15 protein-coding genes are annotated in these 14,897 nt (G+C 40.0%); 7 read left to right on the forward strand and 8 right to left on the reverse strand.

Translation table 11 applies throughout. From position 1 onward, the window contains the following. Positions 1–23 precede the first annotated feature (23 nt). Positions 24–923 (forward strand): AraC family transcriptional regulator, encoded by a 900-nt coding sequence (locus ACRWQM_RS05810; protein WP_434926626.1) that lies wholly within the window; start codon positions 24–26, stop codon positions 921–923. A 229-nt stretch (positions 924–1,152) separates the two neighbouring features. On the opposite strand, the gene fabV is transcribed toward ACRWQM_RS05810, so the two are convergent. The 7 genes from fabV to pspF all read right to left on the reverse strand — a co-directional run bounded on the left by fabV (position 1,153) and on the right by pspF (position 9,041). After that, positions 1,153–2,355, reverse strand: a complete 1,203-nt coding sequence (gene fabV, locus ACRWQM_RS05815) for an enoyl-ACP reductase FabV (RefSeq protein ID WP_434931547.1) — start codon at positions 2,353–2,355, stop codon at positions 1,153–1,155. Between the two features lie 104 nt (positions 2,356–2,459). Further along, on the reverse strand, positions 2,460–3,245 hold the full coding sequence (locus ACRWQM_RS05820; protein WP_434931548.1) for a peptide ABC transporter ATP-binding protein: 786 nt from the start codon (positions 3,243–3,245) through the stop codon (positions 2,460–2,462). Continuing rightward, the gene (locus tag ACRWQM_RS05825) at positions 3,226–4,236 is read right to left on the reverse strand and encodes an oligopeptide/dipeptide ABC transporter ATP-binding protein (protein WP_434926623.1); all 1,011 of its coding nucleotides are present in this window, start codon (positions 4,234–4,236) and stop codon (positions 3,226–3,228) included. Before ACRWQM_RS05825 ends, ACRWQM_RS05820 begins: the two co-directional genes overlap by 20 nt. A gap of 3 nt (positions 4,237–4,239) precedes the next feature. Continuing rightward, the gene (locus ACRWQM_RS05830; protein ID WP_434931549.1) at positions 4,240–5,130 is read right to left on the reverse strand and encodes an ABC transporter permease subunit; all 891 of its coding nucleotides are present in this window, start codon (positions 5,128–5,130) and stop codon (positions 4,240–4,242) included. Beyond that, positions 5,117–6,148, reverse strand: a complete 1,032-nt coding sequence (locus ACRWQM_RS05835; protein ID WP_434931550.1) for an ABC transporter permease subunit — start codon at positions 6,146–6,148, stop codon at positions 5,117–5,119. The genes ACRWQM_RS05830 and ACRWQM_RS05835 overlap by 14 nt, the downstream gene beginning before the upstream one ends. A 2-nt stretch (positions 6,149–6,150) precedes the next feature. Continuing rightward, positions 6,151–7,776: an ABC transporter substrate-binding protein gene (locus tag ACRWQM_RS05840; RefSeq protein ID WP_434931551.1), complete on the reverse strand. Its 1,626-nt coding sequence runs from the start codon at positions 7,774–7,776 to the stop codon at positions 6,151–6,153. Between the two features lie 146 nt (positions 7,777–7,922). Beyond that, positions 7,923–9,041: a phage shock protein operon transcriptional activator gene (pspF, locus tag ACRWQM_RS05845; RefSeq protein WP_434931552.1), complete on the reverse strand. Its 1,119-nt coding sequence runs from the start codon at positions 9,039–9,041 to the stop codon at positions 7,923–7,925. Between the two features lie 177 nt (positions 9,042–9,218). Here pspF and pspA point away from each other — a divergent pair, with 177 nt between their 5' ends. The 6 genes from pspA (at position 9,219) to ACRWQM_RS05875 (ending at position 13,680) form a co-directional block, all read left to right on the forward strand. Continuing rightward, positions 9,219–9,902 carry a phage shock protein PspA gene (gene pspA / locus ACRWQM_RS05850; RefSeq protein WP_434931553.1) on the forward strand — a complete coding sequence of 228 codons (684 nt, stop codon included), beginning with the start codon at positions 9,219–9,221 and terminating at the stop codon, positions 9,900–9,902. A 20-nt stretch (positions 9,903–9,922) separates the two neighbouring features. Further along, positions 9,923–10,156, forward strand: a complete 234-nt coding sequence (pspB, locus tag ACRWQM_RS05855; RefSeq protein ID WP_235089213.1) for an envelope stress response membrane protein PspB — start codon at positions 9,923–9,925, stop codon at positions 10,154–10,156. Next, entirely contained in the window at positions 10,149–10,544 is a 396-nt protein-coding gene (gene pspC, locus ACRWQM_RS05860; protein ID WP_434931554.1) for an envelope stress response membrane protein PspC, read from the forward strand. The genes pspB and pspC overlap by 8 nt, the downstream gene beginning before the upstream one ends. A gap of 46 nt (positions 10,545–10,590) precedes the next feature. Then, positions 10,591–12,048, forward strand: coding sequence for a YcjX family protein (locus ACRWQM_RS05865; RefSeq protein ID WP_434931555.1), 1,458 nt, complete (start codon positions 10,591–10,593; stop codon positions 12,046–12,048). 18 nt (positions 12,049–12,066) lie between these two features. Further along, positions 12,067–13,215, forward strand: a complete 1,149-nt coding sequence (locus ACRWQM_RS05870; RefSeq protein WP_434931557.1) for a TIGR01620 family protein — start codon at positions 12,067–12,069, stop codon at positions 13,213–13,215. Positions 13,216–13,353: 138 nt separating this feature from the next. After that, positions 13,354–13,680, forward strand: coding sequence for a ComEA family DNA-binding protein (locus ACRWQM_RS05875; protein WP_434931558.1), 327 nt, complete (start codon positions 13,354–13,356; stop codon positions 13,678–13,680). Between the two features lie 314 nt (positions 13,681–13,994). Here the strand turns inward: ACRWQM_RS05875 and ACRWQM_RS05880 are convergent, their stop codons facing one another. Beyond that, positions 13,995–14,732 (reverse strand): YciK family oxidoreductase, encoded by a 738-nt coding sequence (locus ACRWQM_RS05880; protein ID WP_434926614.1) that lies wholly within the window; start codon positions 14,730–14,732, stop codon positions 13,995–13,997. Positions 14,733–14,897: the final 165 nt, after the last annotated feature.

Raw genomic sequence — 14,897 nt, forward strand, 5'->3', positions numbered from 1 at the left:
TCTCAGGCTTATCTCGATTAAATATGATTTTAAGAGGCTTTACTGTGGATCTTGAGCAGCAATTTGAAGGTGTTTTACAACTTATTGACAATCACTTAAATGAAAACCTGTCCCTTGAGCGATTGTCTGCTAAGGCGGGGGTACCTTTAAACCATTTTGAGTTTATTTTTTATAGTTTGTATCACACTCAAGTTGGAGACTATATCGCGTTATTGAGAAATATTGAAGCGGCTCAAACCTTAGGGTTTGATAAGAGTGTCAGTATCCTTGACGTTGCAAAAGCTGCTGGGTATTCATCCACTGTTGAGTTTACCAAAGCTTTTACATCAAGTATTGGTCAAACTCCACAAGCTTTTAGGCAAGCACCCGATTGGGCTAATTTCTTTATAAAACAACAGCCACTAAAAACATTATCGCAGGGGCATAACACCTTAACTGATACTGATGTAAATAGTGAAATCATACAGCTAGATAAACTTGATTTAGTGCTGATTAAACATCGCGGACCTAAAGTTTATTTACCGCAAACTATTCAGGCGTTAATCGCCTTTAGAAAAGCGCATCAATTAACACTCTTAGATAACCGAACATTTAATTTTGTTTATAGTTTGCCACAAAATATGAGTATGAATTACGCGATTGATATTGGTGTGAGTGTACCTACAGCCAAATTGAGTGATCTAAAGGTTGTAATGGCTGATTCAGAATATTTTAAAGCGAGCGCGATACCAAGCGGAACATACGCTACTTTCGAGCATAAAGGCTCTGAAATAGCGCTACAAAGTAAAATTAGCTATCTGTACAGCATATGGCTAGCTAAAAATGATTTTACCCTTACAGAGCATCCACTAACCTTTGAGCGTTTTGATCTTACTGACACTATTGACGATGTGCATGTGAAAGTATATTTAGCGGTAAGTTAGATCACTATGGTTCAATATGTGAGTGATTTAATACCCGGTTGATTTAATGTGCCAGTGATTAATGCGTTAGCGTTGTTAAAGTGAGGACAAGGTGCTTCAGAGGCTTATCTAGAAAGAGGGAAGAGCTCTTTGAGTGAGTGTGTACTTAGCCCACTTTTATTAAGTCTTACCTCGCTTAAAAAGAAAAACCAGCCAAGTAGGCTGGTTTTTTAATAACTGAATATATTGTTTATAAACTTACAACATCAAACTCTACATTCGGGTTTACGTCTGCTTCGTAATCAATACCGTCAATACCAAAGCCAAATAGCTTCAAAAACTCTTCTTTATATTCGCGGTAGTCCGCAAGTTCAGATAAGTTTTCTGTGGTAACGAGTGGCCATAAATCACGACAATGTTTTTGAATTTCTTCACGTAATTCCCAGTCATCTAAACGTAAACGATTAGTGTCGTCCACTGCAGGAGCTTGACCATCAGCGCGGAATAAACGCTCACTGAACATACGGTAAATTTGATCCATACAGCCTTCGTGAAGACCTTCTTCACGCATTTTCTTGAATACCATAGCGATATACAATGGCATAACAGGGATCGCCGAGCTGGCTTGAGTCACAACACTCTTTAATACAGCAACATTGGCAGAGCCGCCTTTAGTGGCTAGTTTGTTATTTAATGAATGAGCAGCACGATCTAAATCCATTTTAGCTTTACCAAGGGCGCCATGCCAGTAGATAGGCCAAGTGATTTTTGTACCAATGTAGCTGTAGGCGACTGTTTTACAACCGTCAGCAAGTACACCTGCTTGTGAAAGTGCTTCAATCCACAATTCCCAATCTTCGCCGCCCATAACGGTAACTGTATCTGCAATCTCTTGCTCAGTAGCGGGTTCAACGGAGGTTTCAATAATAGTGTCTTTATTAGTATCCACAGCGGTTGCACTGTAGGTTTCACCTATTGGCTTTAATGATGAACGAATAACTTCACCGGTATCGGGCAGTTTACGCACAGGTGAGGCTAGTGAATATACCACCATATCAATTTGACCTAAGTCTTGTTTGATAAGCTCAATAACCTTTCGCTTTGCTTCATGGCTAAATGCATCACAGTTAATGCTTTTTGAATATAAACCTTCGGCTTTAGCAAACTTATCAAACGCGGCAGAATTATACCAACCTGCTGTACCGGGTTTAGTTTCTGAGCTTGGTTTTTCGAAAAATACACCGATTGTAGCTGCGTCACTACCAAATGCTGAAGCGATACGTGAAGATAAGCCATAGCCACTAGATGAACCGACCACTAATACCTTTTTAGGACCATTAGTGATTTTACCTTTTGCTTTAGTTAAATCGATTTGTTCTTTTACGTTAGCTTCACAACCAACAGGATGGGTTGTGGTACATATAAAGCCACGAATTTTTGGTTTAATAATCATAAGTCAGTTCTTCCTTTGTCGTTGGCACTAGGATAATTAGATCGTCGATGAAATGGCACTTATTTTTGTGTAAAGTTGCCATTTAGGCCAGTGGTTGGAGCAGTTTAACGCTTTTGCATGAAATGAGTTTGCTCTTGAATGAGCCTTTGGGTGTATTCATGCTGAGGCGAAGTGAATAAGTCTGCGGTATTTGCTTTTTCTACCATACAGCCATTGTGAAGCACCATAATTTTATCGCTGATATGGCGGATAATATTTAAGTTATGCGATACAAATATATAAGATAAACCGAGTTCTTTTTGTAATTTTAACAATAAGTTAATGATTTGTGACCGAACAGATAAATCAAGCGCGGTTAATGCTTCATCGGCAATAATAATTTTGGGATTTAGCATTAATGCTCGCGCAACGGCAACACGCTGTTTTTGACCTTCTGATACCATATGGGGATAAAAATTAACGTGCTCAGGCAATAAACCAACCTTACGCAAAGTATCAATTACTTGCGCCCGTCGCTCTTCAACGGTAAGGCTTGTACTAAACTTAAGTGGTTCATTTAGTAATTCACCAATGGTTAATCTTGGATTTAACGAGGTGTTTGGGTCTTGGAAAATCATTCTGATTAAGCGGCAACGTTGTTTTACATTACGTGACTCTAAGGCTTCACCTTCAAAAAAAATATCACCACTACTTCTTTGTTCTGCACCCACTAAAATACGCGCAAGGGTTGATTTTCCAGAGCCCACTTCACCGACAATTGCCAATGTTTCGCCTCGCCCAAGTTCAAAGGATACTGGTAATAGAGCATCATAATATTGTGGTACAAACCCTTTGTAACCCGTTAAGTATTGCTTACTCAGGTTGGTCACTTTAAGCAAAGGTGTTGTCATCGGCTTCTTGCTCATTTTTGTATGGAAAGTGGCAGGCAAATGCACGATCTTTAACGTGCTCTATTTTAGGCTGTTTGACACATTGTCGTTTAGCTTCAGGGCATCGAGGCCCTAATCTGCAACCTGCAGGGAGATTTTGAATTGAAGGAGATGATCCTTGCAGTGTTGGTAAATCAGATTTATGTCGCATTTTACCCGTGTAATCAGGTAAGTTCTTTAAAAGTGCACGGGTATACGGATGAAACGGACTCGCAACTATCTCATCTGTGGGGCCAGACTCCATCATTTGACCACCGTATAATACGGTTAAATGATCGCAATATTGGACTAATGTTTCAAGTTCATGGCTAACTAATAAAATCGACACATTTTGCAGCTGATTTAATTGTGATAATAACCTAAATATCTGTGCCTGAGTATTTTGTTCCATCGAGTTTGTCGGTTCATCCGCAATTAATAACTTGGGGTGATTCGCAACCGCCATAGCTATCATGACTTTCTGGCATTCACCTTCTGATAATTCCCATGGATAGCACTTCATCAAGGATTTAGGGCTTTTGATGCCCACCTTATGTAACCATTTTTGCGCGTTTAGGTAGGTATCTTTGGCTCTACGCCAAAAAGGAACATTTTTGTTAGGTACCATAGCTTCAATTAATTGGCTACCGACGGTTTTTACCGGATCAAGACTGCCCGATGGGTCTTGAAAGATCATTGCCATATCGCTGCCCATTAAGCAGCGGCGCTCTTTGGCGGTTAATTCGAGTAAGTCTTTGCCATCAAACATCATTCTGTCAGCCATAACATACCAGTTAGTGCCTAAAATTCCTAAAATGGCTTTAGCTAATATACTTCGTCCTGAACCTGACTCTCCCACCAAACCATGAATTTCTCCAGGGTTCATGGTGAGACTGACCTTTTCTAAAACCGCCACTCTACCGTGGTCGGTATCGAGTTCTATTGTTAGGTTTCGAATATCGAGTAATGGCATAAATTAGTTTCTTATTGGTGCAATAGCGGATCGTAAACCGTCACCAACCAGGTTAACGGCAAGTACGCTGAATAATATAGCTACACCAGGAATGGTAACAGTCCAGGGCGCCAATAATAAATTATCTAAGCCCTGTGCAATCATCGCGCCCCATTCTGGACTCGGTGCCTGGGCGCCAAGGTTTAAAAAACCTAACGCAGCAATATCTAAAATGGCTGCCGAAATAGCCATAGTAATTTGAATAATAAGTACTTCCCATACATTTGGCATAATAACATACCAAAAAACTTGCAGATTATTAGCACCGTCAAGCCTAGCGGCAGTGACATATTCTTTTTGTAATTCTTCATGAACAGCCTGGTGGATTGTGCGAATAAACTGCGGAACCATAGCAATTCCAACCGCCCAGAATACGTTATAAAGTCCTGGGCCTATAACCGCGACCACTAATATGGCCATTAATAATGATGGAATAGATAAAAGAGCATCGAGTAAATGCCCTAAAATGCTAGACTTTAGCCCTCGCATCATGCCGGAAATCGAACCGATTAAAAATCCAAAAAATAGTGCGCAGCTTACAATAATAAGTGACATGCCGAACGTTAGCTGAACACCGTGTAAAATACGGCTGAATATGTCTCGTCCGAGATCGTCAGTGCCTAAAAAGTATTCCACGTGCCCTAATGGATCCCAAGAAGGGGGCAGTAATAAAATTTGTTGATTCTGCTCATTAACAGAATAAGGGGCAATAAAGGGGGCTAAAATAGTGAGTAATAATAAAAAACAAACCCCCCACAATCCAATAAGTGCAAATGGATTTTTAGAAAATGCTTTCCATACCCTACCAGCAGGGGTTGCAATATAGTCTTGCTTGTAAATCTTAATAGGAGGCATACAGTTCCTTTTTGCTCATTGGATTGATCACTGTATGGATAAATTCAATCAGTATGCTTAAAAAGATAATTAACAGTGAAACAGAAAATATACCTGCTTGAATGACGGTATAGTCACGTTGGTAAATACCTGATACTAACCAGCTACCTACTCCCGGCCATGAAAAAATAACTTCCACAACAATACCATAGCTCGCAAATGAGCCTAACATAATCCCGATACTTTTAAGCACAGGTATCATTGCATTTGGTAATGCGTGGCGAATAATAATTTTGAATGTGTGTAGGCCCCTAGCTTCAGCAGCACGAATATAGGTTTGATTCATCACATGTAACATTGCCTGATGCGTAATGCGCACTATTAAGGTAAAGGGCAAAACCGCAAGTGTAATAGCGGGCAAAATCAAGTGCATGATGGCATCGACAAAAGCTTGAAGCCGATAAGCGGAATCGGATAGCAAGGTATCAATTAACATGAAACCAGTGACCGGCTCAATTTGATAAAGTAAATTTATTTGCCCAGAGATAGGCAACCAGCCTAAATTTACGCCAAACCAAAGTGATAAGGTCAATCCAAGCCAAAATATCGGAGTGGAATAACCGGTCAAGGTAAGTCCTAATATACTACCCTGGACAAGTTTATTTTTGCTCAGCGCCGCAATAATTCCAATTGGTACGCCCAAAAATAATGCGATAGCGCCTGAGAATAGTGATAATTCAAATGATGCGGGTAGCACTGCTTTTAATTCGTCATAAACAGGCTGTTGTGAGTTTATGGAAATGCCCATATTGCCTGAAAAACGTTGTTGCACATAAGCGATAAATTGTCTTATATCATTACTATCTAATTTAAAGTCTTGGTGTATTTGAACGAATTGTTGATTGGTCGGCTGTTGAATACCGGTTAAAGCGTAGGTCTGATCTACGGGAAAAAGATGAGTGGCATAAAATAATACGGCCATCATAATCAAGGTTGTGGCTAAAAATAAACTGCTGCGTCTAAAAAAATATTGCCACATAATTATTTACTCTCTGGTGTTTTCTCAACTATTTTTGCAAATGCAATGCCGCCATAGGGCCTTACTTGCATTGAGGTTATAGTGTCTTTCTTTAAAATAACCTTCTGAGCATGCGCAATAGGAATAAGCGGAACTTGATCACTCAGTATGGCTTCAGCTGCTTGGTATATTGCCTTACGCGCTTCACGTTCAGTAGTATTTTGAGCACTGGTTAGTAAGTGGTCAAAATCTTTTTGGCACCATTTTGAACGGTTATTGTGCGATGCTAAAGCTGCGCAGCTAAGTAAAGGAGTAAAGAAGTTGTCAGGATCGCTATTATCTGCGTTCCATCCAATTAGCACAGAATCATAATCATCACGGATAAGTTTTTGTGTAAAGACACTCCAATCATATGAAACGATATTGATTTTGACGCCAATTTTAGCCAAATCAGCTTGAATTAATTCTGCTGTTTTAAGGGCGTTAGGGTTATAAACTCGCGCCACTGGCATTGCCCAGATATCAATCGATAACTTATCAATACCGGCTTCATTTAATAGTGCTTTAGCTTTTGCAGGATCATAGTTATTGGCATTGATATTATCAGAATATGCCCATGACGCGGGCGGTAAAATCCCTTTTGCTTCTACTGCAATGCCATTATATACCACGTCTAAAATATTTTGTTTATCAATAGCGTGTGCCAGTGCGCGTCGGACCTTAATGTCATTTAAAGGTGGTTTTTGAGTGTTGAGCGCCCAAAATGCAACATTAAGCCCAGGTTTAATATCCACTTTGATATGCTTATGCTGGTCTATTACTGCTAACTCTCCAGCTTTAGGCAAGGCTGATACACTGCAGTCGCCGGTAATTAATTTGGTAATACGCGCAGTGCTTTTAGGTGTGATATCAAAAACTAAATGCTCAATGTCTGCCGCCGCTCCCCAATAATAAGGATGCCTGTTGTAACGAATGTACTCATTTTTGACATATTGATTTAATTGAAATGGGCCAGTGCCAATAGGCTGGAAATCTATCTGTTCGGGTTCTCCGTTTTTAAGCAACATGTCGCCATATTCTGCAGACAGTATCACCGCAAAGTCTGTGGCTAAATTGGATAAAAATGAAGCATCTTTACGATTCAAGTGGAAAACCACATGGTGGGAATCAATTTTTTCAATTGAGCCAATAAGTTTATCAAAACCGATGCTTTGAAAAAATGGATAACCGGTGCGACTAACGAAATGGTAAGGATGCTGCGAGTCAATAATGCGATTAAACGAGAATAAAACGTCGTCTGCATTGAACGTTCTTTGTGGTTTAAAGTGACTTGTTTGGTGAAATAAAACATCATTACGCAACACAAAAGTATAATTTAAACCATCATCACTAATGTGCCACTCAGTGGCTAACCCTGGCACAATATCACCCAGTTCAGGATCGTAATTAACTAACCGACTGTATATTTGATGGGAAGTGGCGTCGATAGTTGTGCCTGAAGTGACAAGTTGAGGGTTAAAACTTTCTGGGTTACCTTCACTACAATATACCAGCCCTGGGGGGAGGGTTGCTTGACCACACGCACTGAGTATAAGTCCGCCAAGACATATAAACATATGCTGAATCTGTTGTCTTAAAGACATTGCCATAGCTAAATCGTATTTTATGAGTCTGAAGGGCTATTTTAGCAGTGTAAATATCTTGGGAGCAAACAAGTTATTAAATTGTTTTTTTTAGTTTTTATCTTTGCCCTTTAAATGGATATTGAATTAAAGGGCAAACAGAGAGTTTAGCTTCACAATAAGTTGTATTTTTTTAGAATCCCCCGTAATTGATGATAGCTAAGGCCTAAATTTTCAGCGGTTTTCTTCTGATTAAACTGGCTTTCAGCTAAGGCTAATTGTAATAAGGTGACTTCTTGTTTTTCTGTGTACTCTTTAAAGTCGATAGGGAAGTTGATTGGAGGTAATTGTGTTTTTTGCCCGTGATGGCTCTGTGAAGTCGATGACTCTATGGAAGGGCTCGCTTCTATACCCATCGACTCTGTGTTTGTCTCATCGACATTATTCGAAATAACAGGCTGAATAAATGCCTGTTGACGCTCTTTGGTTTTAACACGAGTTTGCGGTCTATAAGGAGATGCGAATGGGTCAAGAATAATATGATCTATTTGCTGCCCCTCACTACCTTCTCGATATACGCTACGTTCAACCACGTTTTTAAGTTCTCGTATATTACCTGGCCAGGTATAACTTAATAATTGTTCAACAGCTAAAGGACTAAAACCGCCAAAATATTCTAGTTTGAGTTGCCTAGCCATACTGATGGCAAAGTATTCAGCTAAGTCCATAATATCTTCTGTACGACAACGCAGTGGTGGTAAAGTTATTACATCAAATGCTAATCGGTCTAATAAGTCTGCTCTAAATTCACCGGATTCAGCCAGTGCAGGTAAATCTTCATTTGCCGCACATATCAAGCGCACATCGGTTTGCACCGTTTTACTGCCGCCCACACGTTCAAATTCACCATATTCAATCACCCGTAATAATTTTTCTTGAATAAGCCCAGAAGTGTTTGCTAATTCATCTAAAAATAAGGTACCGCCGTCGGCCCGCTCAAAACGGCCTTCGTGTTTTCCTTTAGCCCCGGTAAATGCCCCAGATTCGTGACCAAAAAGTTCGCTTTCGAGTAAGTTTTCACTTAAAGAAGAGCAATTCAGTTTGATAAAACTCTGATCCCACCGACCGGAAAGATAATGTAGCCGCTCTGCGATTAGCTCTTTACCTGTGCCACGTTCACCAATAATAAGCACAGGTTTTGACAAAGGGGCTATTTTCGATACATGCTCTAATACTTCCAGTAACGCATTGGATTGACCGATAAGGTTATCTTGCTGAAATTGCTTATTCACAGTATTTTAGTCTTTTACGCTAATTATTGGTGAAAATCATAATAGATGGCTTAAGAGAATAAATAAAGAAAAACATCATTTTCACTTTAAGTAACTGAAAATAGAGTGTTTGTAAATGTTGGCACACATAATGTATTAGTCTATGCGACATCTACATATAACTTTGAGGAACACATTATGGGAATTTTCTCTCGCTTTGCTGATATCGTTAATTCAAACATCAGCGCAATACTTGATAAGGCCGAAGATCCAGAAAAAATGGTTCGCCTTATCATCCAGGAAATGGAAGATACAGTCGTAGAAGTGCGTTCTACTTCAGCAAAAGTGTTAGCTGAGAAAAAAGAACTACTTCGCCGTATTAGCCGAGTGCAAGAGCAAGTACAGGATTGGGAAGATAAAGCTGAATTAGCTATTTCAAAAGATCGTGAAGACTTAGCTAAAGCTGCGTTGGTTGAAAAGCAAAAAACAGCTGGTTTGCTGGCAACACTTGAAGCGGAATTAAAGGTTGTTGAAGAACACATTGCTCGCTTGAAAGATGAAGTGGCGCAATTACAAGATAAGCTAACCGATGCGCGTGCCCGTCAAAAGACGATAATCATGCGTAAGCAAACAGCGACTTCTCGTTTAGAAGTTAAAAAGCAACTTGATTCAAGTAAAATTGATGATGCTATGATGAAGTTCGAACAATACGAGCGTCGTGTTGAAGGACTTGAAGCGCAAGTTGACGCTTATGATTTAGGCAAAAAATCGACCTTAGATGATGAGTTTGCCGCGCTTAAAGCTGAAGACTCAGTTAACGATGAGCTAGCTGCATTAAAAGCAAAGATGAAAGCGAAAAACCAACCTAAATCAAAAGTATAATAATTTTTCAGAGGTGAGTTATGGATATGGATCTTCTTATTGCACCAATTATCATCTTTTTGGTTATTGTGGCACCTATCTGGTTGGTTCTTCATTATCGCAGTAAGCGACAAGTGAGCCAGGGGCTCACTGAAGAAGAATTTAACCAACTAAATGATTTAATTGCTAAAGCGGAAAAAATGGGTGGTCGTATTCATACGCTTGAAGCAATTCTTGACAGTGAATCTCCAGAATGGAGGACCAAACATGAGTGAACCTAAAGCGCGAACCTTATATCGAATTCCCCAAACGGGTAAAATTGCAGGTGTATGTGCGGGGATTGCAGAGTATTTAAATTTTGAAGTGTGGTTGGTCAGAGTGGTCGCTGCATCAATATTTTTACTCGGTGGTAGCGGTGTAATCTTAGTCATTTATATCGCAATGTGGATGATTTTAGATGTAAAACCGCGAGTGCAACAGCACCAAGACAACCATAAAGACATTGAGCTTAAAAAGAAAGTTTGGCAAGCTGGCGAGCCAGCAAAACAGGCATTGTTTGATGTCAATCGACAGTTTTCAACATTGGAAGCTCGATTACAAAAGCTTGAACAACATGTTACTTCAGACACATTTGATTTGAAACGCCAAATCAATAGTCTGTAATCAAATCTAGGGCGGTTATCCGCCCTTATTTTATTTGGAATCAGCCATGAGTTTACTGGATCGATCGCTCAATAAAATAACTCAGTCAGCCCAATCTTTACTTCATCGCAGTACCGACCGACATGTTCGCTTAGCGGTAACGGGTTTATCTGGTGCGGGTAAAACAGCATTTATTACTGGATTGGTGAATCAGCTGCTACATGCTGGTGTGAACTTCGATAAAAATCCTTTACCTTTGTGGCAAGTTGCGCGTGACGGGCGTTTACTGGCGGTAAAGCGATCATTACAACCTGATCTTGATATCGCCAGTTTTGATTATCAAAGCGCAATGCACGCTTTGGGTGAACAGCCTCCGCTTTGGCCACCATCGACACGAAATATTACTGAACTGCGCCTAGCGATTAAGTATCGTCCAGAGCAAGGTGTGTTAGCTAAGCTAACTGACTCAGCGACTTTGATTGTTGATATTGTAGATTATCCTGGTGAGTGGCTGCTCGACTTACCTATGTTAAAACAAGATTTTACCGCCTGGTGCTTAAGCCAGCAGCAGGGCGTGAGTCGATTACAAAGCTCCCCTTTATATAGTGCATTTGCAAAACAAGTCACAGCACTCGATTTATCAGCCCCTGCAGATGAGCAAGTGTTAAAGCAAATAGCAGATGGCTATCAGCATCTTTTACAAGACATGGTGCATAAGCAGGGCTTTTATTTTGCTCAACCTGGAAGAATGCTATTGCCTGGTGAGTACGAAAATACCCCGCTGTTAACATTCTTTCCATTATTGTCATTATCGCCCGTTCAGCATGCTGAGCTGAGTCAGTCTGATCCCGCTAGCACTTATCAGGTGCTAAAAAAGCGCTACCAGCAATATGTTATTCAGGTGGTTAAACCATTTTATAAGGATCATTTTGCTAAGTTTGATCGCCAGGTTGTGTTGGTCGATTGCTTAAACGGTCTAAACCATGGCCAGAGCCAGTTCAATGATATGGGGTTGGCATTAAATAGTATTATGGAAAGTTTTCAGTTTGGGCAGTCGAGTTTACTAAAACGCCTGTTTTCGCCAAAAATTGATAAGGTGCTTTTTGCCGCAAGTCAGGTGGATCGTGTAACCCGAAGTCAACAAAGTCATATTTTGAGTCTATTAACTGACATGCTAAAACAAAGCCAGTATTTTGCTCGTTTTGAAGGTTGTGAAGTCGAAACCATGGCAGTTAGTGCGATTAAAGCGACTCAGCATGGGATGATTAATACAGCAGATGGCCAACAAGAAGTGATCAAAGGGCGCGATAAAACGGGAAAATTAATCACCCTTTACCCTGGTGATGTGCCCAGCCACTTACCTGATGCTGAGTTTTGGCGGCAACAGGGGTTTGGTTTTCCAACTTTTGCACCGCCTTATCAGGACTTTGTTTCTGGTAGCAGTGTTAATTCACAAGAGCGTCTTTATCCCCATATTCGTTTGGATCATTTATTAGAGTTTTTACTAGGCGATAAGCTTGCCTAATTAGTGAGTATTAATTGTATGGAACAGAGTAATACAATAAAACAGGCTAAATTGTTTTCAGCACAAGACGTTGAAGAATCGACTGAAATGCAACATTCAGAGATTCGTTCAGTTCCAGCGTCAAAGTCTATTAAACCAGCACAGTCTTTTGAACACGCCGATTTTATTGATGAATTGTCATCTATGTCGCAAGTTGACGCTGATAGCGATGAATTCAATCAAATGATGCCAGAGAGCGTACTGGATGAAGTGACAAAAGAGGCTAAAAAACCACATCGTTGGTCGTTACTGGCAAAGCTATCTTTACTCGCTATTACACTGCTTGTCATAGTACAAACTGTGACTGGTTTGATTAGTGCCTTTGAGACAAGTCCATATCTATTTAGTTTCTACTCTATGGCACTGGCTGTGGTGATAAGTTGGGTAGCCATGATAAGTATCAAAGAGTGGCGTAAGTTAGCTGCACTAAAGCAGGTCAGTGTTGATCAAGACACAGGTTCACGATTAGCTGATAGCATGCAGATAGGGGAAGCTGAAGCTTACATTCAAACATTATTACAGCGTTATCCTGATAATAACGCCAAGCGTGCGTATTTATCCCAAGTCAGTGCGGAACACAATGATGCAGAAAAAGTGCTACTTTTTGATGACTTAGTCCTTAGCGAACGTGATGAACTTGCTAAGCAGTATGTTGCTCGATTTGCTGCAGAGTCGGCATTATTGCTGGCGGCTAGCCCTTTAGCTGCATTAGATATGGCGTTGATATTATGGCGAAATCAAGCAATGATTTCAAAAATTGCCAAGGTTTATGGCATTGAACTTGGCTATTGGAGCCGAATTAAACTCATTCGCTCGATTATTGTTAATATCATTTATGCTGGTACAGCTGAAGTGGCAACTGATTTAGGCACTCAACTATTATCGGTTGAGCTGACAGGCAAACTTTCCGCACGAGTCGCGCAGGGCTTAGGTGGTGGTTTGTTAACGGCAAGGTTGGGTTATCAGGCGATGAGCCTATGTCGACCAATTCAGTTCAATTCGAAGAATAAACCAAAATTAAGTAAAATACACCAACACTTATTGGTTGAGATAAAAGGGCTGACGATTGATGCATTGAGTCAGTCAAAAGCATTAAAAGAGCAGGTCATTAAGCAAAAAAACCAATAAATTAACAAGGTGATTTGTATGTTTTTTAATCTTAGTCTAGCCTTATTATCTGCTTTACTGATGAAGTAGATTATTGAGCCCGCCAGGGAATAGGGAAGTCGGCATATAGGCTCTGATTTTGGATAACAGGAGAACACCATGAAAATATCATCTTTTTGGCTTGCAGCTGTGATGGCGATAATGCTTTGCACCTTTGTTAATAATACAGCCTATGCAGCACAAGAAACAACGCCAAGCATAAAAGCTGCAACTGAATCTAGCGCTAAAATGACCGCTAAAGTCAATCTGAATAAAGCGGATGCAGCACAGTTGCAAACTCTTAATGGGATAGGCGAAGCAAAGGCTAAAGCAATCATCGAATATCGCAATAAAAATGGTAAGTTTACCGATATAAAACAGCTGACTCAGGTCAGTGGTATTGGTGAAAAACTATTAACTCAAAATGCAGACAGGTTGGCTATTTAACATTAGTCTAGTAATACACAAGGAAGCATTAAGCTTCCTTGTGTATTTAACAAAACCACTCTTTGAATATCTTGGCGACAAACCGTTATCGTTTTATATCTACCCTCAATTCGACTTATAAGATGCTTGTAATAAGCTAAATTCAACACGTTTAGCCTATTTCGTAGCAAACTTGCCATTTGTTTTAAAAATAGCCTACATAGATACGTCAATAGCGAGTAAATTGCACCTCAATATAGCCCTATTAGCAAGTGCAATTAAAGTCACAAATCTGTTTATCAAGCGTTTAGTGTCTCGAGTTGAAGTTATCTAGTTTATTGTGCGTTTAAAGCTTCGCCATTGGTGTTAAGCGAATCATCACCCATTAAAAACACATAGGTTGGCATGATATCTTCTGGCGTTTTTAATGCTTGTGGATTTTCAGCCGGGTAAGCTTTTGCACGCATTTCAGTACGAGTAGCACCAGGGTTAATGCTGTTTACTCGTACTGAGGTGTTTTCACATTCATCTGCGAGAACTTGCATCATGCCTTCGGTAGCAAATTTTGAAAACGCATAGGGTCCCCAATAGGCACGACCTTTTCTGCCAACACCGCTTGATGTAAAGATGATAGAGGCATTTTTAGCTTTTCGCATTACAGGTAACAATGCTTTAGTCATAATCGCCGCTGCAGTCACATTCACTTTCATTATTTTTTCTAGTGATGTTAAGTCTATATGCTCAAACGGCCCAAGTGCGCCTAAGTGTGAAGCATTATGTAACAGGCCATCTAATTGCCCAAACTGTTCAGCAATGGTGTCGGCCATATCGAGATAATGTTGCTCAGTAGCGCCGTTTAAATCTAAAGGTACTATCGCAGGATTTGGTGAACCCTGTGCCACTATCTCATCGTATACTTTTTCAAGTTTTTTAACGGTTTTACCCAGTAGTATTACCGTGGCACCATGTGCAGCGAATGTTAATGCCGCTACGCGACCAATGCCATCACCAGCACCTGTAACCAATATTATTTTATTACTAAGGAGATCTTTTTTAGCTTGATATTCCAACATGATTCATTAATTCCTTGGGACGGAACTGCCCGTCAAATCTACAATCGAACAAAACATAAACGACTGTTTTAAACAAATGACTGATATTTGTATGTCAAACAGTCAATAGTGTGTAATAAACTTGTAGCTAACTCTATATATTTACGTTAACTTGAGACTAGCTAA

It is taken from the genome of Shewanella sp. HL-SH5 (assembly GCF_051163755.1).
GTDB lineage: Bacteria > Pseudomonadota > Gammaproteobacteria > Enterobacterales > Shewanellaceae > Shewanella > Shewanella glacialimarina.